General features: G+C 39.5%; 21 protein-coding genes and 1 pseudogene. 16 read left to right on the top strand and 6 right to left on the bottom strand.

Features of this window, described 5'->3' with window-relative positions:
• Positions 1-159: 159 nt before the first annotated feature.
• The 3 genes and pseudogenes from PSE60_RS09240 to PSE60_RS09230 all read right to left on the bottom strand — a co-directional run.
• Positions 160-354: pseudogene (locus PSE60_RS09240) on the bottom strand (integrase); the annotation flags it as partial.
• A 116-nt stretch (positions 355-470) separates the two neighbouring features.
• Complete coding sequence (locus tag PSE60_RS09235) at positions 471-1,466, bottom strand: acetyltransferase (RefSeq protein WP_272665215.1); 996 nt, start codon at positions 1,464-1,466, stop codon at positions 471-473.
• 484 nt (positions 1,467-1,950) lie between these two features.
• Positions 1,951-2,403, bottom strand: a complete 453-nt coding sequence (locus PSE60_RS09230; RefSeq protein WP_272665214.1) for a hypothetical protein — start codon at positions 2,401-2,403, stop codon at positions 1,951-1,953.
• 1,648 nt (positions 2,404-4,051) lie between these two features.
• On the opposite strand from PSE60_RS09230, the gene flhD reads away from it, so the two are divergent.
• The 13 genes from flhD to PSE60_RS09165 all read left to right on the top strand — a co-directional run bounded on the left by flhD (position 4,052) and on the right by PSE60_RS09165 (position 16,600).
• Positions 4,052-4,402, top strand: coding sequence for a flagellar transcriptional regulator FlhD (gene flhD / locus PSE60_RS09225; protein ID WP_004909823.1), 351 nt, complete (start codon positions 4,052-4,054; stop codon positions 4,400-4,402).
• Positions 4,399-4,989: a flagellar transcriptional regulator FlhC gene (gene flhC, locus PSE60_RS09220; RefSeq protein WP_004909826.1), complete on the top strand. Its 591-nt coding sequence runs from the start codon at positions 4,399-4,401 to the stop codon at positions 4,987-4,989. The genes flhD and flhC overlap by 4 nt, the downstream gene beginning before the upstream one ends.
• Positions 4,990-5,086: 97 nt before the next feature.
• Complete coding sequence (gene motA / locus PSE60_RS09215) at positions 5,087-5,974, top strand: flagellar motor stator protein MotA (RefSeq protein ID WP_004909829.1); 888 nt, start codon at positions 5,087-5,089, stop codon at positions 5,972-5,974.
• Between the two features lie 7 nt (positions 5,975-5,981).
• On the top strand, positions 5,982-6,899 hold the full coding sequence (gene motB / locus PSE60_RS09210; RefSeq protein ID WP_210837451.1) for a flagellar motor protein MotB: 918 nt from the start codon (positions 5,982-5,984) through the stop codon (positions 6,897-6,899).
• Positions 6,900-7,002: 103 nt separating this feature from the next.
• Positions 7,003-9,072 carry a chemotaxis protein CheA gene (cheA, locus tag PSE60_RS09205; protein ID WP_272665212.1) on the top strand — a complete coding sequence of 690 codons (2,070 nt, stop codon included), beginning with the start codon at positions 7,003-7,005 and terminating at the stop codon, positions 9,070-9,072.
• Between the two features lie 16 nt (positions 9,073-9,088).
• A complete protein-coding gene (gene cheW, locus PSE60_RS09200) occupies positions 9,089-9,586 on the top strand; it encodes a chemotaxis protein CheW (RefSeq protein ID WP_004909833.1) in 498 nt (165 codons plus the stop codon).
• Between the two features lie 104 nt (positions 9,587-9,690).
• On the top strand, positions 9,691-11,376 hold the full coding sequence (locus tag PSE60_RS09195) for a methyl-accepting chemotaxis protein (RefSeq protein ID WP_210837447.1): 1,686 nt from the start codon (positions 9,691-9,693) through the stop codon (positions 11,374-11,376).
• 116 nt (positions 11,377-11,492) lie between these two features.
• Complete coding sequence (locus PSE60_RS09190) at positions 11,493-13,061, top strand: methyl-accepting chemotaxis protein (protein ID WP_210837445.1); 1,569 nt, start codon at positions 11,493-11,495, stop codon at positions 13,059-13,061.
• A 133-nt stretch (positions 13,062-13,194) separates the two neighbouring features.
• Complete coding sequence (locus PSE60_RS09185) at positions 13,195-14,031, top strand: CheR family methyltransferase (RefSeq protein WP_210837457.1); 837 nt, start codon at positions 13,195-13,197, stop codon at positions 14,029-14,031.
• Positions 14,031-15,098, top strand: a complete 1,068-nt coding sequence (locus PSE60_RS09180; RefSeq protein WP_272665211.1) for a protein-glutamate methylesterase/protein-glutamine glutaminase — start codon at positions 14,031-14,033, stop codon at positions 15,096-15,098. The genes PSE60_RS09185 and PSE60_RS09180 overlap by 1 nt, the downstream gene beginning before the upstream one ends.
• 41 nt (positions 15,099-15,139) lie before the next feature.
• The gene (gene cheY, locus PSE60_RS09175; RefSeq protein ID WP_004255705.1) at positions 15,140-15,532 is read left to right on the top strand and encodes a chemotaxis response regulator CheY; all 393 of its coding nucleotides are present in this window, start codon (positions 15,140-15,142) and stop codon (positions 15,530-15,532) included.
• A gap of 24 nt (positions 15,533-15,556) precedes the next feature.
• Positions 15,557-16,195 carry a protein phosphatase CheZ gene (locus tag PSE60_RS09170; RefSeq protein ID WP_272665210.1) on the top strand — a complete coding sequence of 213 codons (639 nt, stop codon included), beginning with the start codon at positions 15,557-15,559 and terminating at the stop codon, positions 16,193-16,195.
• Positions 16,196-16,282: 87 nt separating this feature from the next.
• Positions 16,283-16,600, top strand: a complete 318-nt coding sequence (locus PSE60_RS09165; RefSeq protein WP_272665209.1) for a helix-turn-helix transcriptional regulator — start codon at positions 16,283-16,285, stop codon at positions 16,598-16,600.
• 51 nt (positions 16,601-16,651) lie between these two features.
• Here the strand turns inward: PSE60_RS09165 and PSE60_RS09160 are convergent, their stop codons facing one another.
• The 3 genes from PSE60_RS09160 to PSE60_RS09150 are packed head-to-tail and all read right to left on the bottom strand — an operon-like array spanning position 16,652 to position 17,772.
• Positions 16,652-17,209, bottom strand: coding sequence for a hypothetical protein (locus PSE60_RS09160; RefSeq protein ID WP_272665208.1), 558 nt, complete (start codon positions 17,207-17,209; stop codon positions 16,652-16,654).
• 15 nt (positions 17,210-17,224) lie between these two features.
• Positions 17,225-17,533: a CcdB family protein gene (locus tag PSE60_RS09155; RefSeq protein WP_272665207.1), complete on the bottom strand. Its 309-nt coding sequence runs from the start codon at positions 17,531-17,533 to the stop codon at positions 17,225-17,227.
• On the bottom strand, positions 17,533-17,772 hold the full coding sequence (locus tag PSE60_RS09150; RefSeq protein WP_272665206.1) for a type II toxin-antitoxin system CcdA family antitoxin: 240 nt from the start codon (positions 17,770-17,772) through the stop codon (positions 17,533-17,535). The genes PSE60_RS09155 and PSE60_RS09150 overlap by 1 nt, the downstream gene beginning before the upstream one ends.
• A 263-nt stretch (positions 17,773-18,035) precedes the next feature.
• On the opposite strand from PSE60_RS09150, the gene flhB reads away from it, so the two are divergent.
• From flhB to PSE60_RS09135, 3 genes are all read left to right on the top strand, one after another.
• Positions 18,036-19,187 (top strand): flagellar biosynthesis protein FlhB, encoded by a 1,152-nt coding sequence (flhB, locus tag PSE60_RS09145; protein ID WP_272665205.1) that lies wholly within the window; start codon positions 18,036-18,038, stop codon positions 19,185-19,187.
• A complete protein-coding gene (gene flhA / locus PSE60_RS09140; RefSeq protein WP_272665204.1) occupies positions 19,180-21,279 on the top strand; it encodes a flagellar biosynthesis protein FlhA in 2,100 nt (699 codons plus the stop codon). The genes flhB and flhA overlap by 8 nt, the downstream gene beginning before the upstream one ends.
• A 192-nt stretch (positions 21,280-21,471) precedes the next feature.
• On the top strand, positions 21,472-21,792 hold the full coding sequence (locus PSE60_RS09135) for a helix-turn-helix domain-containing protein (RefSeq protein ID WP_272665203.1): 321 nt from the start codon (positions 21,472-21,474) through the stop codon (positions 21,790-21,792).
• Positions 21,793-21,835 lie beyond the last annotated feature (43 nt).

The raw sequence follows: 21,835 nt of genomic DNA, 5'->3' as shown, positions 1-21,835 counted from the left end.
TCCCTCTAGGTAATCAATCATTGATGCTATTTATTTCTATTTGATACTGAAATTATTTATATTTCAGTAAGTTATTGTTTTATAAATGTAAGGTACATTACTCTTAATCATTAGGTCGGGGGTTCGAGCCCCCCACAACCCACCAATATTTTCAATGAGTTATGAGCATGCTGCGGAACCTATACTGACTGTATGGGACGTATTTGGGACGCAAGCATTAAATATTGCATCAATTTGCTTAGCATGTTTGGCTAAGTGATCTGGTGCTCAGTGAGCATATCGCAGAACCATCTCAATACTTTCCTAGGCGCCCATTTCTTGAAGATCAGACAGCGGGACGCCGGATTGAACTAACTAGGATTGTAAGGAATTTAAACAGCGTTTCAAACTAACCTGCTGAGGTGATTTTTTATCTTTTTTAATTAGTATTCAAATAGCGTTGATTGTTTATGAGTTAGGCTTTTATCTCGTTATTTCAATTTATTAGAGTAAAAAATAGGATCTATAAACCAATGAATAATTGGAATTGAGGCTAATAAAAGTGCTATACAAATGGTTAGTAGAGTAAACGTTATTATTAATAATAAATTAAGTTCTATACCTAAAAAAACTAATGTTTGTAATATAATAAAACAAATAATTGGATGGATTAAATAAACACCTAAAGCATTGTTTGATATTTTCGCATATTTATCAGTTGATAAAGCAATGTAAATAATGCTTGACCCTAAAATTAGACTTATAGAAAAATTTAAAATATGAATAATAAATTCTTTGAAGAGTAAATAGGAATTGATACCGCTGAGTATTCCCCCTAAAAAAACATCTCGATAATGAAGGAGTAAAATAGCTAAAACTGTTATGCAAAAAATTACCATGGCAGGTTTTTTTCTTAATGAAGATATATTTTTATTATTAATAAAATAAGCGATGACAAAAAATGGTAAATAGAGAGTAATTGAGAAGAAACTGGAAACTGGCATTAAGTAACTCATTGTTATATATGATATTACCAGGGATGCAGCCAAAAATATAGAGAGGTAAAATTTGTTTGACTTAAAGCTTTTCGGTAATAATAAAAAAATAGTTTGCCAGATAGGCGTTGCTAAGAAAAACCAAACTCCGTACTGAGGCGAAAATAAATAGGTTCTTAAAGTTAATTCACCGGTGAAATAAAGTGGAAACATATCGATTGTTTGGAACGTAAAATAAATGATAACAGCAGGAATAAGATGAGATTGTAACCCTTTCCATGTTGTATTTTTTGTTATAAATGCGACTATAAATACAAACATAGGGATTAATGTTAATTCAAAAACATTAATAAGCAACGAATATTTGTTTTTATCAACTAAATTTAAATAAAAATTAAAAACAATTAATGAACTCAATATAAGCTTTAGTGTAGGCCAGTATGGTTGGTTATTATCTTTTATATTCGAGATTAAGTGATTTTCATTTTTCATACATATACCCTATATAAAAACTCACTTATTGTACCTCATTGAGATTTTTATTTAAAATAAATTATTTTAAGGATTATGAAAGGGAAGGTAATACGTCAAATATTGATGAGTCTTATTAAGTCAAGTGCTACTCTTAATACGAGCTAACTCATAATTTAGTAACTGGATATAAGGCTACGATATCCTTTATTCATCATTTAAGAGTACGATAAAAATCACAGATAGTTAAGACACGAAAAGTGAGAGACATCCCAAGGAATCTGTATTTGGTTGGAAAAGTATAACTTGGTTGAATTATGAACAATTTAAAGAGGCTATCTTTTTAGTATGGAATGTACCTAAAAAGTGATTGTAATTACAGGGGTTGAGACATGAGAAAAATAAAATTAACTCAAGTCTCCGCCATTACATCAGCGCCTAACAATCAGTATAGGTAAATAAAGGTGTTTTAAGCTATTTCGGCGCTATTTCTCATCAATGATGATCAGTTCATGCTGTTAACAACCAATTTTTGGGTGACTGTAATTGAAGCTTCAATGCCTAATATATATAAAGCCTGCTCTAAAAGTTCAATTTTAGATGCGTAATGAATATCCAGTAAGCGTTCTATCTGTTGCGCATTGATGTTCAACCTGCGAGCGAGGTCGATGCGTTGTGTTGCAGAATTGAGAATCGCGTTATGCAAGGCAATTTTTAAGCAGCAGATTATGGGTAAATAAACAGTAAAGGTTGCTTCACTTTTTGTTTGTGTTGCTAATGGAATAGGTTTTCTGAGTTCAATTAGTTCAGCAAAAGAAGCGAGCAAAATTTCTTGGGCTTCTAACTCAACATCTTCTTTACAATAGCTAACACCCTGTAGCTCAGAAAAATCACTAAAGTTGATTTCATATACGTTTTCTTCTTCAATGAAGTCTACAGTTGCTTGATAATTGAACATGCTTTTCCTTAGAATTATATTTTAGTGCGCCCAGTGTTGCATTGGTGCATGAGGAAAACAAGTTTATCACTTCACCGGCCTTGTTATTTTTCCCCTCATTTTGTCTATATTGATCCTACATACTACTTAGAGAGCATTGTAAGGAATATTAATGTGATCTCCTTAACATAAATATATCAATGAGAGTATCGTTTTATTCGGAAACTATTGAGAAACAAAGAAAACAAGTGTGAAGACTGTCGCAAATTGGAGAATATTTTTGCCAATAAAAAGCACAACAAATTTGCTTGTTTTATAAGCAAACGTCTCACTGAATTATTTTAACTAAAAGTGATTTTTTTTCTAATCCTTCATTATTAGATTAAGCAATTTTACTTAAGTTAGGATGATGATTAGGGTATTTTGTTAAAATAAAAGTATATAGTAATCAATGGTTATTATAACTTTAGTTAATTAAAATTGTTATCGTTGCGTGCAAACAGCTAAAACGGATAAGCATGAAGACATGTAATAATACGCTTAGTTGTTTTTATTTTAAGTGCCAATGGAATGTTTTAAAAGTGATATGAAAAATATATAGAAAATGGAATGTTCTTAATTGAAACCTTCATTTTTCACCCTTAACACAAAAGTGATAGGTTAGCGTAGGTTGATCTTTTTATTAAAAAAAATGAAATCTCAGCTATTTTATATAAAAAAACAAATATTAATTAATCAAAAAAATTACTTTAATAAATTAATAACAAAATGATTACTTAAAATATTAAACAAACAAAAATAGCCAACAGAATTATTTAAGCTAAATAAATTTTTATTATTGGTAATTTATTTAAATTTTATTAATTTTATTAATATTACGAGATGATGATATTATAATCATTGTTTAATTAATCTAATGAAAATTGAGACCAGATACTTAATATGTATGACAATATAGTGAGAATTTGTATGATAACCACGATTGAATAATTTTGAATGATGATTGGAATGTGGATTAAACTTATTGAAAATTAATGATTAAGTTTTATTCCAATAGTGCCGATAAAGCTTTATTACAGACATATGTAACTCAGTTTCTTAATACTATAAATTGATTTGGATCAATATATTGTTTTTGATGTTGTGCTTGGTTTTTTTTGCTTAGTAATCACATGTAAAGAGTGAATGCTTTGATTAAAATCCTGCCATTTTGCTTAAGGTGACTCAAAATGTTGTGGATATTTAGGATAAAGTAATAGAAGATAAAGAGATAATGAAGATTATTTAATGAATTAAGGGGTAATCATCCCATTGGTATAAAAAGAAACATAAGTACCTTGAATAGTTAATTTAGTGGTGCATAATAATTGGCGACTAATAATGACATCAGCTATTTCTGATTTTTATGGAAATCGCTAATTTTTTAGTCATTCTTTATTGTTGTAGGTATTCAGGAAATATCTTTAATTTAAGTTTGGAAATTTGTGTGTTTATACTCCAAATTGGGTACTTTTGAATGGATGACATGGGAAAATTAATGGAATTGTATTTACCCAATTTAATTACTTTTTAAATTTAATAATTTGATTACACAATACTTTCAAATTTATATTTGTTCTTTTTGCACACAGATCGCACAGATGTTGATAATTTTCGGAAAGGAAAAAAAATGAGCTCGACGACAGATTTTCTGAAGCATATATACGATATTAACCTCTCATATTTGCTATTAGCCCAAAAACTCATCTCCCAAGAGAAAGCCTCTGCGATGTTTCGTTTAGGCATCTCTGATGCAATGGCAACTACTTTAGCAGACCTCACACTCCCTCAATTAGTCAAATTAGCAGAAACAAACCAGCTAATCTGCCAGTTTAGATTTGATAATAGTGACACAATTGAAAAGCTAACCCGTGATTCAAGAGTTGATGAATTGCAACAAATTCATACAGGTATCTTACTTTCGACCCGATTATTGCAAACGCATAATGAGGGCGACACAGAAATAGCGAGAAAAAGATGAGTACCGCAGCTGAAAAAAGTATAGTCCAAGAAGCGAATGATATTCGATTAGCCATGGAATTAATCTCTTTAGGCGCTCGCCTTCAAATGTTAGAAAGTGAAACTCAAATCAGTCGCGGCCGTTTAGTTCGTTTATATAAAGAGCTAAGAGGCTGCCCACCACCAAAAGGCATGCTACCTTTTTCTACAGATTGGTTTATGACGTGGGAACAGAATATTCATTCATCCATGTTCTATAATGCTTATCAATTTTTACTTAAAAGTGGTCAATGTCGTGGTGTGGATGCCATATTAAAAGCCTACAGGTTATACCTTGAACAGTGTATTCCTGAACCTGGTGAGGAGCCTTTGTTAGCTTTAACACGTGCTTGGACATTAGTCCGCTTTGTGGAAAGTGGCATGTTGCAAAGTTCACAATGTAGCTGTTGCCATGGTTCTTTTATTACTTACGCACATATTCCTGAAAATAGCTTCACTTGCAGTTTATGCCAACCGCCATCACGTGCAATAAAAAAACGTAAACTTTCCGAGCATCTAGCCGATATTACGGTATATCGACAGGATGGCATTACTAAAGCGGTAATGTAATTGGATTGATTTGGTTAACAGGCAAAGGTTTTTGCCTGTCACTCCTAATATTCCCTTTGACTGCCATCTGTTAACCAACGGAGTGAAAGGGAATATTGTGTTAATACTCATCGGGTATATCATTGTTACAGTTGCGGTTATAGGCGGATACTTAATGGTCGGTGGCCATTTAGGTGCGCTTTATCAGCCTGCTGAATTTGTCATTATTTTAGGTGCAGGTTTAGGTGCCTTTGTTGTTGGTAACAGTGGCAAATCCATCGTCGCCTTGTGTAAAGTATTACCAAAACTCTTCCGTCGTTCCTCTTACAATAAAACAATGTCAATGGACTTAATGGCGTTGTTATTTCAATTACTTAATAAATCACGCCAGCAAGGGTTACTTGCACTTGAAAAAGATATTGATAACCCAAGTGAAAGTGAAATTTTTTCCCAATATCCCCGTATTTTAAAAGACGAATCCACCATGATGTTCATCGTGGACTACTTACGTTTAATGGTAAGTAGTAACTTACAAAGCCATGAAATTGAAGCATTAATGGACGAAGAGTTAGAAACTTTTCGTCAAGAAAATGAAGTCCCAGCTTCGGGATTAAATATGGTCGGTGACTCTATGCCTGCTTTTGGGATCGTTGCGGCCGTTCTTGGGGTCGTAAATGCCTTGGGTTCAGCTGACCGTCCTGCTGGTGAACTGGGTGCTTTAATTGCTCATGCCATGGTGGGAACATTTCTAGGTATTTTAGTGGCTTATGGCTTCATTTTACCTTTGGCTGCACTAATAAGACTACGCAGTAGTGAGCAATTGAAAATGATGGAATGTATTAAAGTCACTTTCCTTTCAGCATTGCAAGGCTATGCCCCTCAAATTGCGGTTGAATTTGGCCGCAAGGTGTTATTCAGTGCTGATAGGCCTTCATTTGTTGAACTTGAAGATAAAGTTCGAGAAGTGAAAGTTGGTGCTCGCTCACAAGAAACAACTGAGGAGTAACTATCCGATGGCAGCCAATACACCGCATGTTATTCGGGTTAAAAAACGCAGTTCGCATCAGCAAAACGGGCATGGCGGTTCATGGAAAATTGCTTATGCCGATTTTATGACGGCGATGATGGCATTTTTTTTAGTGATGTGGCTAATCTCAATTTCAAGTCCTCAAGAATTAACACAAATTGCTGAATATTTTCGTACTCCCTTAAGTACAGCTATCAATCCAGGAAGTAAAAGTGGAGATGCCACAAACCCTATTCCAGGTGGTGGTAAAGACCCTATTTTCCGTGATGGGGATGTGATGCCAGAACCTAATAATATTATTGATGGAAATGCAAACTATCGTTTTGAAAAATTAAAAGAGTCACTTGAGCAGGCCATTTTAAAAGACCCACGTTTGAATGAATTAAAACCACATTTACTGATTGATATGATCAACGATGGGCTGCGAATTCAAATTGTAGACAGTGAAAATCGCCCAATGTTTAAAGTTGGTTCGGCAATGGTTGAACCGTATATGCGTGATATTTTGCGAGCAATAGCACCACTTCTTAATGATGTTCCCAATCGAATTAGTATCTCCGGTCATACTGATGATCTTGCTTATGCCAACGGAGCCAATTACAGCAACTGGGAGCTTTCATCTGATCGCGCGAATGCTTCACGCCGTGAATTGATTCGCGGTGGAATGGATGAAAACAAAGTCTTACGTGTGGTTGGAATGGCATCAGCTATTCACTTAGACAAAGATGATGGCTTTGCTCCGATCAACCGCCGGATAAGTATCATTGTATTAAATGATGAAGAAACAAAGCAGATCCTCCGCGAATATGATGGCGCGAAGCCGATCAATGATGTGCTGAATAAACCGCAAAAACCCACACCAGAAACGGCCGTGGGTGTTGTCGCTGCGGTGAAAATACCGTGATGAATTGCTGTTATTTGAATTTATTACATAACATGTTTAGTTGTCTGCCGGAGTGTCCGGCAGTCAGCGTTAAGTGAAACTTAAGCGAAATTGGATAAAAACCATGGATATTACCGAGTTTTATCAAACATTTTTCGATGAAGCTGATGAGTTGCTCAGGGATATGGAACAACATTTACTTGAGCTTGATCCTTTTGACCCGGATAGCGAGCAGCTAAATGCCATCTTCCGCAGTGCCCATTCAATAAAAGGAGGGGCTGCAACCTTTGGTTTCACTCAGTTGCAGAATACGACTCATACATTGGAAAACCTTTTAGATAAGGCGCGTCATGATGAGTTAACACTCACACCTGACATTATTGATATTTTTCTTGATGCTAAGGATGTCATGGCATCACAGTTAGATGCCTATAAAAATGATTCTTTGCCGGATGAAGAGACCTTTAAGCGCATTTGTGAGGTGCTTAGCCGGGTTGAAAATAGAGCAGAAGAGATCACTGAGAAAACTGTTGCGTTACCTGAGACTAAAGTTGAAGTTGCGGTTTTTGAAGAAGCGCTCGCGGAGCAAGGTGAATATTCACACTACTTTATGATCTCGTTAAATCAGCTCAAAGAAAATGAAGTTGATTTACTGGCAGATGAGCTCAGTTTATTTGGGCACTTGTATCACACTGAAAAAACAGCAAATAGTTTGCAAGCATGGCTTGGTACAAACACCGATATTGATGATATTAGTGGCGTATTATGTTTTGTCGTGGATGAATCACAGATTGCTCATCAAGTCATATCATTTGCGGATTGCCTCGCTTTATCTCCTGAAAAAGTCATCACGGATGACTCCGAAGATCCAATCGAAATTGAGGCTCCTGAGTCGGAGAAAGAAGCAAAACCTGTAGCTGTTTCACCAGCGGTAGCTGCGCCTACAAATACATCGAAAAAACCTGCAATCGCTAAACCGAAAGGGGATTCGAGCAGTATCCGTGTGGCTGTAGAGAAAGTTGACCAGTTGATCAACTTAGTTGGGGAGTTGGTCATTATTCAATCAATGTTGACTCAGCATAGTCAGCATGTCGATCAAAATGAATACAGTGATTTATTAAGCTCAATCGTACAATTGGAGCGTAATTCTCGCGCCTTGCAAGAATCCGTTATGTCAATTCGCATGATGCCAATGGATTACGTATTCAGTCGTTTCCCACGGATGGTACGCGATATTGCATCGAAATTAGGTAAAAAAATCGAGCTGAAAGTGGAAGGAAGTTCAACTGAACTCGATAAAAGCTTGATTGAGCGCATCGTCGATCCCCTGAATCATCTTGTTCGTAATAGCCTCGACCATGGAATTGAAAAGCCAGAAGTTCGCGTGGCAAATGGTAAGCCAGAAGCTGGCACATTGACCTTAGCGGCAGCACATCAAAGCGGCAATATTTGTATTGAAGTTCGTGATGACGGCGCAGGGCTAAACCGTGAACGTATTTTGGCAAAAGCGAAGTCACAAGGGATGAACGTGCATGATGGTATGAGCAATGATGAAGTTGCGATGCTGATTATGGCTCCAGGATTTTCAACCGCAGAGGTAGTGACAGACGTTTCGGGACGCGGTGTTGGAATGGATGTGGTGAAACGAAATATCCAAGACATGGGCGGCCGTATCCAAATTGGTTTTACCGAAGGCAAAGGCACCATTATCCGCATCTTATTACCGCTCACTTTAGCCATTTTGGATGGTATGTCTGTGAAAGTAGCGGAAGATGTCTTCATCGTGCCATTGAGTGCAATTATCAGCACTTTGCAGCCTCGGCAAGAAGATATTTATCGCTTGGCTGGAGAGGAAAAAATGCTGCTTGTGCGAGGTGAATATCTACCGCTTGTTGAATTACACCACGTATTTTCCATCGAAGAAGCCGAACGAAATTTAGATAACAGCATTGTGTTGATTATTCAGAATGCAGGTCATCGTTTTGCTTTGTTGGTCGACAAATTAGTCGGGCAACAGCAAGTGGTGGTGAAAAACATTGAAAGTAATTATCGCAAGATCCCCGGCATTTCCGCAGCAACGATTATGGGTGATGGTTCTGTTGCATTGATTTTAGATGTGGCTGAACTACAAAAAATGAATAACAGCATTTTGATTAAAAAGAAACAGCAGGTTTTTCAACCTGTCGTGCACTAAATAGAGGCCATACACCATGTCTATGTTAGATGATGATTTAAATAAACACGAAGAAGAAAAAAACGGCGAAGGCTACCTCATTTTTACCTTGGGTGAAGAAGAGTATGGCATTGAGATCTTAAAAGTGCAGGAAATTCGTGGCTACGAACAAGTGACTCGTATCGCAAATACCCCTGATTTTATCAAAGGAGTGACTAACTTACGTGGGGTCATCATTCCGATTATTGATTTACGGGTGAAATTCTCCCATGAAAACGTGGTGTATAACGATAACACGGTCGTTATTGTCGTGAATTTAAAAGATCGCGTCGTCGGTATTGTCGTCGATGGCGTTTCGGATGTGCTGGTCTTGAATGAAGAACAAATTGCACCACCACCTGATTTTGCCGTGACATTATCAACTCAATATCTGACAGGGCTCGGAACATTAAACGACCGTATGTTGATTTTAGTCGATATCGAAAAATTATTAACAAGCGATGAAATGGCGCTGATTGACAGCATGGCTGAGTAATTCTCAGCCCCAATAATTGTTCAAATAATAATAAGTCATTAACTAAAGTTTTTGGTTGGATGACCGATATCCAAAATACAACAAAATTATGTTAGTAAAACGTCATGTACAGTCGAATTAAAATCGTATCGGGACTTTTGTCCGTCATTTTTATCTTTATTTTGCTGCAACTGGTATCCAGTGGGTTGATGTTTACCAAACTGGGCGATAACAGCGACAGCATCAGTTATTTGAATTCATTACAACGCCAAAGACAAGTCTTAACGGAAAGCTGGGTCAATTTGTTACAAGCTCGAGCTAACTTAAACCGCTCTATCAATGCCTATTTACTTGAAGGCCGTAAAATTCAAGACGATGCAACGACAGAAGATTTGATTAAAGCCGCTAAACGTAACTTTAAATCAGCGGATGATGCCTATGCGCGTTATAACACGCTAATGCAAAGTTCGGATTATGATAAGGCCAAATTTGAAAAACTATTTAGCACCTATGAAACCTATCGCGATGCGTTAATCAAGCTAGGCGAATTTGCTGAAAAAGGTGACCTTGAAGGTTTTTATGCACACAGAACCTCAGGGCACCAAATAAAATTTGAAGAACAATTTAATGCTTATTTTGCGGATATCTCTGCAGATTTTCAAGCCGAAGTCGTTAACGCAGATAATAACTATCGCCAATCGTTATATATGTTGGTGACGTTATCTATCTTACTCGCCTTAATTGGCTTCTTTAGTTATCGCTATGTTCGTAAAGGTATTATTGAACCACTCGGCATCTTAATCGAGCGTATTAAAGTCTTTGCTTCAGGCGATTTAACACCGAATGTGACAACAATTGCCAAGAATGAAATTGGCGAGTTGGCCAATGGTGTTCAACATATGCAGCAGGAATTGATTAATACCGTTCGTGGTGTACTAGATGGTAGCGAAACTATTTACCAAGGTACAACCGAAATTGCAGCAGGTAACAATGACTTATCTGCACGAACTGAGCAGCAAGTCGCTTGCTTAGAAGAAACCTCAGCCAGTATGAGTGAACTAACTGCAACCGTAAAACAAAATACCGAATACGCCCACCAAGCGAGTGAATTTGCAAACCAAGCTTCAGTGATAGCAAAAGAGGGTGGCAAAGTGGTATCGAATGTGGTCAGTACCATGCTGAACATTGCCGATAGCTCACAGAAAATCTCTGATATTACTGCAGTTATCGATAGTATTGCTTTCCAAACTAACATCTTAGCGCTGAACGCAGCGGTTGAAGCTGCGCGAGCAGGCGAGCATGGTCGTGGTTTTGCTGTGGTGGCTGATGAAGTGCGTAATTTGGCACAACGCAGTGCTGATGCGGCTAAAGAGATTAAAACGTTAATTGAAGATTCAGTGTCAAGAACTGGGACAGGTGCTCGCCAAGCAGAAGATGCGGGCGAAACAATGACGAAAATTGTTGAGTCTGTCACACGTGTCACTGACATTATGACGCACATTGCAACCGCATCAGATGAGCAAAGTAAAGGAATTGCACAGGTCAGCATCGCTGTTGCAGAAATGGATAAGGTTACACAGCAAAATGCGTCGCTGGTTGAGCAATCTGCGGTTGCAGCCAATGTATTGGAAGAACAAGTGGCAAAACTGTCACAATTGATTTCAATCTTCCGTTTACCACCATTAAAACAAAGCGAAATACGCAATATTCAGCCGGCAGCAAGAACGGTTTCAAATATCGTTAAAACGCCGGATCTGACAAAACTGTCATCGAAAGAACATAAAGATGATGACAATTGGGAAACTTTCTAAGGGTTAAGCTCAGTTTTTCGCTGCAAGGCTTTGGTTTTGCAGCGTTTCTGTGCATTAGAAAACAAGGCAATGTTTCAGAGGTTCAGTTCTCTTAGCTGGCACAAGTGGGGATTTCTATGTTTGGTAAAAATATCCGGATTTCGGTGAGTTTGTATCTACTTCTCATTCTATTTTGTGGGATGCAGATTGTGTCTAGCGGGGTTTCTGTTGGGATTGTTGTAAGTGAATTAAAATCTTTAGAGCGTATTGATTTGGGGTCTGATAAGCGAGCGATGCTTGAGGAAACCAGTAAACACCTAATGCAAGCACGCAACAGCCTAACGCAAATTGCTTTGCTGCATAAAGTGGGTGGTAACGAACCGTTGATTGAAGAAACGAGAGTAACTTTTGATAAATTACTCGAAGAAGCTGAGAAGGATTACACCACGTTTAAAAACCAGCCTCTTTTGAGTGAGAAAGAAAATCTCGCCGCTCTTGAGGCTCGGTATCAAGCCTTTGTATTGACACTCAAAGCATTAAAAACACATTTAGATAATAAAGATATTGCGGCCTATATTGAACTTCCTGCCCAAGAAAACCAGGATCAGTTGGAGCAAGTTGTTGAGGAATACCTTGAATTACTGAATGCTGAAAACGATGAATCTCTTGCTGCAGCAAGAATGTATAACACGTTTGCGTGGAGTTCATTCGCTTCAGTGATTGTCATTATTCTTGCCGTTATTGCTTTTGTCCACTACTGGATGAAACGTAAAGTGATTAACCCACTGAAAAGTATGGGGGAGCACTTTGCATTAGTGGCTGATGGCAAACTCAATCAGAAAATTGAAGTTACTACTCGTGATGAAATTGGTGAAGTGTTTGGTAAGCTAAAAGACATGCAGGAGTCTTTAGCGACTTCAGTAACAGCGCTGCGTTCAAATACGGACCAAATGTACACGGGTATCCGTGAAATCGCATTAGGAAATAATAACTTATCTTCACGTACTGAACAGCAAGCGGCATCACTTGAAGAAACTGCGGCCAGTATGGAAGAATTAACAGCCACCGTTAAGCAGAATGCGGATAACGCACGCCAAGCCAGTGAACTTGCAGTTAGCGCATCGAAAACGGCAACGAAAGGTGGAGAGATCACCGAAGACGTGATTGACACCATGACCTCCATTTCCAATAGCTCACAAAAAATTAGCGCCATTATTAGTGTGATTGATGGCATCGCTTTCCAAACCAATATTTTAGCATTGAATGCTGCTGTTGAAGCCGCTCGAGCGGGTGAACAGGGGCGTGGTTTCTCTGTGGTTGCTGGTGAGGTTCGAGCGTTAGCTCAGCGTAGTGCGGAAGCGGCAAAAGAAATTAAAACCTTGATTGATGAATCTGTAGGTAGAGTTAGCCAAGGCTCTCAACTGGTTAATGAAGCGGGTGCAACCATGAGTGAGCTTGTCGCAGCAGTTAACCAAGTTACTGAATTAATGGGTAATATTGCCTCTGCCTCCAATGAGCAAAGCCGTGGTATTGAGCAAGTCGCAACAGCAGTAAGCCAAATGGATTTAGTCACACAACAAAATGCGGCGTTAGTTGAACAATCGACCAGCGCGACGGCAGCGCTAGAAGATCAAGCGAACAACTTAGTTGATACGGTTGCATTCTTTGAATTACCTGAAAGCCAATTAAATCGTAATCGGCGCTAAGTGTTGTGAAAACTCGTTTTTGAGTTTTCGGTGGATAATCGTAATTGGTTATTTTTTCTTAGGTTATCCATCCTAAAAGGCAGCCAAATAACTGGCTGCCTCTGGGTTTTTATTGAATAGGACGACAAGTACGATGCTTTTTGTACCACAGGTAGAACCACTGACTGATGATGAGTTTGGTCGGGTTTGTCGATTTATTCATAAAAAATCAGGCATTGTCCTCACCATGAATAAAAAAAATATGGTCTATAACCGGCTGTTAAAGCGGTTACGTGATTGTAATATCGACAATTTCTCCGATTATTTACGGATGTTGGAGCGAGAGCCTCACCATGCAGAATGGCAAGCTTTCGTGAATGCTCTGACGACAAATTTAACCGCGTTTTTTCGTGAACCGCACCACTTTGTGACGCTAGCGGACTTTGTTCGCACACGTAAAAATAGCACGATTAATATTTGGTGCGCTGCATCTTCAACAGGAGAGGAGCCGTATTCGATAGCCATGACATTGAGTGATGTGCTTGGGCCAAACGCAATTAATGCCAAAGTCATTGCCAGTGATATTGACACGGAAGTGCTCGAAAAAGCGAAACAAGGCGTGTATCGCATAGAAGAGCTGAAGTCTTTAACGGCATTACAGAGACAACGCTATTTTATGAAAGGCGTTGGCGAGTTTGATGGCTATGCTCGAGTCAAGCCAGCATTACGCCAAATGATTGAATTTCGTTATTTAAATTTGAGTGATCATGATTGGCAAATGCAACATCGGTTTGATGCGATTTTTTGTCGTAATGTCATGATTTATTTTGATAAAGAGATGCAGATAAAAATGCTAGAGCGTTTTGCTCCATTGCTTAAGCCAGATGGCTTGTTATTTATTGGGCATTCTGAAAATTTATCGCAGTTATCGCAAAGTTTCGTTATTAAAGGGCAAACCGTCTACAGCTTACAGGCTGCGAGGAGGGGGTAATGAAAAAAATTAAAGTGCTATGTGTGGATGACTCAGCACTGATGCGCCAATTAATGCGCGAAATTATTAATAGTCATGATGATATGGTCGTGGTTGATACCGCACCAGACCCTTATGTTGCTCGTGATTTAATTAAGCAATATGAGCCAGATGTAATCACATTAGATGTGGAAATGCCACGAATGGATGGTATTGATTTCTTAGAGAAATTAATGCGCTTACACCCAATGCCTGTGGTAATGGTTTCAACATTAACCTCGAAAGGTTCTGAAGTGACGTTAAAAGCGCTGGAATTAGGTGCTGTGGATTTTGTCACGAAACCGCAAATTGGCATTCGTGAAACCATGATGAGTTATCGCGATATTATTGGCGAAAAAATTCGCGCAGCAGCCATGTCAAAAATTACTCAGCGTAGCCGTTTTGCTCGTTCAGACAAAAAGGTCAGTGAGCCAGTTTCTCAAGCCAAAGCGCTCTCTCCCTACGTTTGTAATAGCCGTGTGATTGCGGTTGGTGCATCGACAGGAGGAACAGAGGCGATACGTCAATTTCTGGAAATGTTGCCTCATGAATGCCCACCCGTCGTGATTACTCAGCATATGCCTGCGGGTTTTACGCGTTCTTTTGCTGATCGCTTAAATAAGCTCTGTGTATTAACTGTAAAAGAAGCCGAACACAACGAACTATTACAAAAAGGCCATGCATATATTGCACCAGGCGATTCGCATATGTTGATTGCCGATAAAGGCAAGGGATTTCAAGTTATTTTACAGCAAAGCGAACCTGTTAACCGGCACCGTCCTTCTGTCGATGTGTTGTTCGATTCAGTAGCTCAATGTGTTGGGCGAAAATGCATTGGTATTTTATTGACGGGAATGGGGATGGATGGAGCGAAAGGACTATTAAATTTACGTAAGCAGGGGGCAATCACTTACGCACAAAACGAAAGTAGTTGTGTGGTATTTGGTATGCCGCGTGCTGCTATTGAAATGGGGGCGGCGGATGAAGTGCAAGATATTCTCAAGATTGCCCCAAGTGTTTTAGCAAGACTTTCTTCTGTCACGGTTTAAACCGAGGCAGGAATTCACAATTGTATTTTGAAGGAGTGGTTATGGCCGCTAAAGATCTCAGTTTTTTGGTTGTTGATGATTTTTCTACAATGCGACGTATCGTCCGTAACTTATTAAAAGAGCTCGGATTTAACAAAATAGAAGAAGCGGAAGATGGTGTTGATGCATTAGAAAAAATCCGTACAGGTAGCATCGACTTTGTCGTTGCTGACTGGAATATGCCAAACATGGATGGCCTTGAGTTGCTTAAAACCATTCGTGGTGATGATGCATTGAAACATATCCCAGTACTCATGGTGACAGCAGAAGCGAAAAAAGAAAATATTATCGCAGCGGCGCAAGCTGGCGCGAGTGGTTATGTCGTTAAGCCATTTACAGCGGCTATCTTGGAAGAAAAACTGAATAAAGTTTTTGAAAAAATGGGTCTGCAATAACAGTGCGTGCCAAAGGAGATTTTCATGACTGAACAAGTGGGTATGGAAGGTATTCGCAACGGTAATGATGATTTAAAACAAGTCATTACACGCATTGGTACGCTAATGAGAACCCTGCGTGAAAGTATGCGCGAATTGGGCTTAGAAAAAAGCGTTCAACAAGCCGTGGCGAGTATTCCAGATGGAAAAGACAGGCTGCGCTATATTGCACAAATGACGGCGCAAGCGGCAGAAAAAACCTTAAATGGCATTGATGTCATCAAACCACTGCAAGTGGAAATGAATAAAAATGCGCAGGTGCTGCAACAGCAGTGGCAAGAAACTGCCGAAGATACGGTTCCTGCACAATTGCGTGAGTCAACGCAAGCCTTTTTAGGACAAGTTATCCAAGACAGCGAAGTTACTAAAGCAGAGTTGTTGGAAATTATGATGGCGCAAGATTTTCAAGATTTAACAGGACAAGTCATCAAAAAAATGATGGAAGTAGTTGAAGAAGCTGAAAAACAACTGCTCGCATTATTAATGGAAAATACGCCACCTGAAATGCGTGCGAAAACGCAAAACGAAAGTTTGCTCAATGGCCCGCAAATTAATAAAGAAGGCGTTAATGTAATGGCATCACAGTCTCAAGTTGATGATTTACTTGATGAGCTAGGTTTCTAATTACCGACAAATTTTTTAATGAAACTACTCTAATTATATAGGGTTAGGGTAGTTTTATTGTACTTGCGTTACAAGGAAGGGATTGCAATGATAAATAACGATTTAATTTCTACTTTCGTGATTAAAGAACAAAAAGAACAAGCTGACATCGTTCAAGAAAATAACGGGGATGTTGATGAGTGCTCTTCAGAATTACAAATGAGGCAGGCGTTAATCAACCAACTTAAAAAAGCGCGTTTAGCCAATAACTTAACCCAAATGCAAATTGCAGAAAAAATGCAAACTCAAAAGCAAAACGTGTCGCGTTTGGAAAAAGCGCAATTCGACCCGAAATTAGGAACATTATTAAAATATGCAGAAGCAGTTGGCTTGCGCCTTACTTTGGATTTACCTTCTAAACCTTGAATTATATAGTGTATAGGTAAACCTATACATATTCAGGTGAGCATTTAATCGCTAATCATGTTGATAGACTGTGATGATCTTACTGCCAAGTATTTGTGCAAATAGCTCAATAAAATCATCGCGGACATCCCAATTATGAAAACTAAAACCTAAATTACCGAATGCCCATTGCGGATCAAATTGCCACGCATTAAGTGGACCATGAAAATCGCAACAAAAACAAGCGAGGTTTTCTGGTTTTCCCTCATACCAATCGGATACCGTATCGCTCCATGCATGACTCTGTTCGCTTTGTTCACTGGCACATTGTGGGCAGTAAATACCGAGGCCATTGCCACCTGCGTGAAAAACCGTATGTTCAGTTACGATAGACAGGTAATTTTTTAGCATATCTTCCGGGAGTTGGGTCGGGACGATTTCATCATTAATGACGTATAAAATGGGTTCTTTGTGAGCGGGTGTAGGGCGATAAATGACTTCACCATATTCAACGCCTTGGAAATGTGGGTCAATGATGCTTTGTTCTTTTAGCCAGTCAAGCATGCGCTGGGCATGTTTGGGGGCATCTTCTAAGGAAATATCTGGAGCAACAAGGTGGCAAGTATCCATAATAACCCTTTATTGTTAAAAGCCATTAATAAGTAAGTCGATTGCGTGTTTAATGGTGTCTCGTTGGCAACTTAAGTCAACAATTTTTTTCCCTAATAATGAATGAGGGACGCAAGCCATTTGATGAGTCATTAAAATGAAAAACTGCCCGTTGATTGATAATTGTGGATTTAAGCGTACAGGTAATGACTTTTTAACTAGCCTGCTATCGAATAACGGGATGACTAAGCGAGTATTCAATATATCAATAATATTACTTTGAATATCCAGTAAATATGGGTATTTGACCGTATCTTCTCGATTTTGATAGAGGCAATATTGCATTAAAAATCCTTGTATTTATCTGAGAGTAATCCATATTCTTCATTGATCCTATTTAACTCATTAAACCCGTCAATATTTTCATTTTTCCATTTTTGCGCTTCGAGACGTTTTAATTCAGCTTGTAAGGCACAAGCGAGTATTGCAGATAAGTTGAGTTTGGCTTGCCTTGCTTGCTCATAAAGTTCAGGCGCGATAGTGACACTGACGGTTTTTTTTATTCTTTGAGCCGTTGTACTCATGGTACCCCCTTAATTACACGTGTTCAGGCATGTGTAATTTAGCATGCTTATTGCTCATATAGGGATTTTATTCTTTATTAATGCTAAATATAGGATTATCTTCAGTGGGAGCTCATATCTGCGAAACCTTTCGCAAAATTGTCGTCGTATTGCTCAATAGCCAAATAACCCCCTTGAACTACGTCTATTTTCCACCATTGATTTTTTTACACTCTGTCATGCTATAGCGATAACTCGTATTTTCATTAAATTTTGGAATCACGGTGTCCGACGAGAGTGATGTAGAAAAAACAGAAGAGCCCACCCCCCATAAAAAGCAAAAAGCCAAAGATGATGGGCAAATCGTTCGTTCAAAAGAACTTAGCTCGCTAATGATGATGTTAGCAGGCGTGAGCTTGCTATGGCTAAGTGGTGGACATCTGGCAGCACAGCTTCGGCAAATAGCTCGTCAGGGCTTTATTTTTGATGGTCATTACTTACAAAACACAGGTTTGATGATCAGCTACTTAGGACGTGTTGTCAGCGAGGCTTTATTTGCCTTATTCCCCGTGATTGGCGGGTTAGCTTTGGTTGGCATTTCTGCGTCATCGTTAGTGGGTGGGCTCGTTTTTAATAGCAAGTTGATTAAATTTGATTTGAAAAAGTTAAATCCAATCAAAGGGCTTAAACGTATTTTTTCGATGAATGCGTTATCTGAGCTATTTAAAGCAATTTTAAAATCGTTATTTGTGGGGTTGGGGGCGTTTATTTTTCTTTGGCAAAGTTGGCCATCATTACTGCATTTAGTGATGGAATCACCGGTTACGGCGCTAAGTAATGCACTACAGAAAGTCATTTTTGCCGGATATTTAATTGTGTTTTTGCTTATTCCAATGGTGGCTTTTGATGTTTTCTATCAGTTTCGCTCCCATTTAAAGAAATTGCGCATGAGTCGTCAGGAAATTAAAGATGAATTCAAGCAGCAAGAAGGTGACCCGCAGATTAAAGCCAAAATTCGCCAACAACAGCGTGCGATTGCACGTAACCGAATGATGGCGGATGTCCCAAGTGCGGATGTGATCGTCACTAACCCGACACACTATGCGGTTGCCCTTAAATATGACGACAAAAAAATGGGGGCGCCAAAAGTATTAGCAAAAGGTGCGGGCGTATTGGCTCAGCGCATCAAAGAAATTGGTGAAGAGCACCGAATATTACAGTTAGAAGCACCGCCGCTTGCTCGTGCGCTATATCGCCATGCGGAGATAGGCCAAAGCATTCCTGTTGCATTATATGCTGCGGTTGCAGAAGTTTTAGCATGGGTTTACCAATTGCGCCGCTGGCGCCGTGAAGGTGGGCTCAGACCAAAAAAACCGAAAAATTTACCAGTGCCACCGACGCTGGACTTTGCTGGAGATAACAATCGCGATGGCTAATTTGGCTTCATTATTAAAATTGCCGAAAAATTTACAGGGAACGCAGTGGCAAATACTCGCTGGACCGGTTCTTATCTTATTGATTTTGTCGATGATGGTTTTGCCATTGCCGGCATTTTTATTGGATTTACTGTTTACCTTCAATATTGCACTTTCTATTATGGTGCTATTAGTGGCGATGTTCACTAAGCGCACATTAGACTTTGCTGCATTTCCAACTATTTTGCTATTTGCAACCTTATTGCGCCTTTCTTTGAATATCGCCTCGACGCGAATTATTTTGTTAGATGGCCATACAGGGCCAGATGCAGCTGGACGAGTTGTCGAAGCCTTTGGTCATTTTTTAGTGGGCGGTAACTTTGCCATCGGTATTGTGGTGTTCATTATTCTTGTACTGATTAACTTTATGGTTATCACTAAGGGAGCGGGGCGTATTGCGGAAGTGGGTGCTCGCTTTGTGTTAGATGGTATGCCGGGTAAGCAGATGGCCATCGATGCCGACTTGAACGCAGGTATCATTACGGATGATGAGGCGAAAAAACGCCGTGCAGAAGTGACTCAAGAAGCGGATTTTTACGGCTCAATGGACGGTGCGAGTAAATTCGTCCGAGGGGATGCGGTTGCGGGGATCATGATTATGGTGATCAACGTGGTTGGCGGGTTAATTGTCGGTGTTGGCCAGCACAACATGTCTTTGGGGGATGCGACAAGCGCGTACACCTTGTTGACGATTGGTGATGGGCTGGTGGCGCAAATCCCAGCACTGATTATCTCAACGGCGGCTGGTGTTATTGTAACGCGAGTGGCAACAGATGAAGATGTGGGTGAACAGATGGTCACTCAACTTTTCAATAACCCACGTGTTATGTGGTTGAGTGCCGGGGTTCTTGGTTTAATCGGCCTGATCCCCGGAATGCCAAACTTTGTTTTCTTACTATTTACCGCAGCATTAGCCGCCCTTGGTTGGTATTTAGTGCGTAAATCCCAGCAGCCTGAAAGCGCGACAGGTGATGGTAGCCAAGCACAACATTTCCAAGAAGCGAACAAAGTGGTTGAGGCCACTTGGGATGACGTGCAACTGGAAGACTTATTAGCAATGGAAGTCGGTTACCGGTTGATCCCCTTAGTGGACAATGAACAACAAGGGGAATTATTGGGCCGTTTACGAGGTTTGCGCAAGAAGTTTGCTCAGGAAGTCGGTTACTTGCCACCTGTCGTACATATTTGCGATAACCTTGCGCTTTCCCCTTGCGAGTACCGCATTTTAATTAAGGGGGCTGAAGTCGGACGTGGAGAGGCTCAACCCGGACGCAGCCTAGCCATTGACCCAGGAAATGCGGCAGGTTCATTACCCGGTGATACGACGAAAGAGCCGGCCTTTGGTTTACCGGCTATTTGGATTGATGATGATTTACGTGAGCAAGCCCAAATCCAAGGGTATACCGTGGTCTCTGCGAGTACCGCTGTTGCCACTCACTTCAATCAAATTTTACTGCAAAATTCCAGCACCTTATTTGGTCGTCAAGAAGCACAAATGTTGTATGACCGAGTGAAAAAAGAGATGCCGAAGTTAGCGGACGACCTGATCCCGGATACTATCTCATTAACTATTTTGCACCGAGTTTTACAAAATTTATTGATGGAAGATGTGGTGATCCGCGATATGCGTACCATCATTGAAACCTTGGCTGAAATGGCAGGGGAAAACGGGGAAAATAAAGATACCGATTATTTAACATCGCAAGTGCGTATTGCACTAGGTCGTGCAATTACTCAACAGTGGTTTGGTAACTCAGAAGAAATTCAAGTTATCGGTTTAGAAGCGAGTCTTGAACAGATTTTACTGCAAGCCGCTAAAAATGGCGGTGGTTTAGAGCCGAATTTGGCGCAGTTTATTCAAACTCAAGCGGAGCAGGCCGTGGCACACCAAGAGGCAATGGGGGCCCCAACGGTATTATTAGTTAACCATGGCTTACGCCTAATTTTATCACGCTTCTTGCGGCGCAGCCTGCCGCAGCTAGTGGTCATGTCGAATTTAGAAATGACGGACCATCGTAAGATAAGAATGACTTCGATGATAAGCGGAAGCTAATTTTTATACTTATCGTGAGTGACTAAATATAATTTTTAGAAGAGGAAAGTTCTTGCTATTAAGTGACAACTTTTCTCTTTTTTTATTCTAAGACTTTGCTTAATTAGGATATTCTTTTCCCTTTACTATGGTAATTTTTACCATAGTAAAAATTATGGTGGACTGATGCTAACCTGTTGCTGGGGATTCATTATGAGTAATAAAATAAATGAGTTACTGAAATTTTCTCAAGAAATGGAAGCAATTGGTGGTGCTGATGGCACCGCGGCTCGCCGTATTGAGGCGCGGATAAAAGCACAAGAGCTTAAGAAAAAATTCACCAATCCTAAGCCTATGACAGGAGAGGACATTAAACGTATTCGTGAGCAAAATAATATTTCTCAATCTTCTCTCGCTTTGATATTAAATATGACCAAAGAAAGTGTTTCCAAATGGGAAAGAGGGGAGATTAAACCAAATGGGGCAGCATTAAGGCTACTTACATTGATTGATGAAAAGGTGTTTATTATCTAAAACATGAAAGGGTAATCCTTTGTAGTTTAAAAATACAAAACAC

Origin of the sequence: Providencia sp. PROV174, assembly GCF_028480685.1 — a bacterium.
GTDB lineage: Bacteria > Pseudomonadota > Gammaproteobacteria > Enterobacterales > Enterobacteriaceae > Providencia > Providencia rettgeri.
Note: the sequence above shows the minus strand (reverse complement) of the source record. Positions and strands in the feature narration are given on the sequence as shown.

Excerpts from the sequence above, each read along its gene's own strand:
- PSE60_RS09235 (WP_272665215.1), bottom strand. The coding sequence starts at position 1,466 with ATGAAAAATGAAAATCACTTAATCTCGAATATAAAAGATAATAACCAA.
- PSE60_RS09230 (WP_272665214.1), bottom strand. The coding sequence starts at position 2,403 with ATGTTCAATTATCAAGCAACTGTAGACTTCATTGAAGAAGAAAACGTA.
- flhD (WP_004909823.1), top strand. The coding sequence starts at position 4,052 with ATGAGCTCGACGACAGATTTTCTGAAGCATATATACGATATTAACCTC.
- flhC (WP_004909826.1), top strand. The coding sequence starts at position 4,399 with ATGAGTACCGCAGCTGAAAAAAGTATAGTCCAAGAAGCGAATGATATT.
- motB (WP_210837451.1), top strand. The coding sequence starts at position 5,982 with ATGGCAGCCAATACACCGCATGTTATTCGGGTTAAAAAACGCAGTTCG.
- cheA (WP_272665212.1), top strand. The coding sequence starts at position 7,003 with ATGGATATTACCGAGTTTTATCAAACATTTTTCGATGAAGCTGATGAG.
- cheW (WP_004909833.1), top strand. The coding sequence starts at position 9,089 with ATGTCTATGTTAGATGATGATTTAAATAAACACGAAGAAGAAAAAAAC.
- PSE60_RS09195 (WP_210837447.1), top strand. The coding sequence starts at position 9,691 with ATGTACAGTCGAATTAAAATCGTATCGGGACTTTTGTCCGTCATTTTT.
- PSE60_RS09190 (WP_210837445.1), top strand. The coding sequence starts at position 11,493 with ATGTTTGGTAAAAATATCCGGATTTCGGTGAGTTTGTATCTACTTCTC.
- PSE60_RS09185 (WP_210837457.1), top strand. The coding sequence starts at position 13,195 with ATGCTTTTTGTACCACAGGTAGAACCACTGACTGATGATGAGTTTGGT.
- PSE60_RS09180 (WP_272665211.1), top strand. The coding sequence starts at position 14,031 with ATGAAAAAAATTAAAGTGCTATGTGTGGATGACTCAGCACTGATGCGC.
- cheY (WP_004255705.1), top strand. The coding sequence starts at position 15,140 with ATGGCCGCTAAAGATCTCAGTTTTTTGGTTGTTGATGATTTTTCTACA.
- PSE60_RS09170 (WP_272665210.1), top strand. The coding sequence starts at position 15,557 with ATGACTGAACAAGTGGGTATGGAAGGTATTCGCAACGGTAATGATGAT.
- PSE60_RS09165 (WP_272665209.1), top strand. The coding sequence starts at position 16,283 with ATGATAAATAACGATTTAATTTCTACTTTCGTGATTAAAGAACAAAAA.
- PSE60_RS09160 (WP_272665208.1), bottom strand. The coding sequence starts at position 17,209 with ATGGATACTTGCCACCTTGTTGCTCCAGATATTTCCTTAGAAGATGCC.
- PSE60_RS09155 (WP_272665207.1), bottom strand. The coding sequence starts at position 17,533 with ATGCAATATTGCCTCTATCAAAATCGAGAAGATACGGTCAAATACCCA.
- PSE60_RS09150 (WP_272665206.1), bottom strand. The coding sequence starts at position 17,772 with ATGAGTACAACGGCTCAAAGAATAAAAAAAACCGTCAGTGTCACTATC.
- flhA (WP_272665204.1), top strand. The coding sequence starts at position 19,180 with ATGGCTAATTTGGCTTCATTATTAAAATTGCCGAAAAATTTACAGGGA.
- PSE60_RS09135 (WP_272665203.1), top strand. The coding sequence starts at position 21,472 with ATGAGTAATAAAATAAATGAGTTACTGAAATTTTCTCAAGAAATGGAA.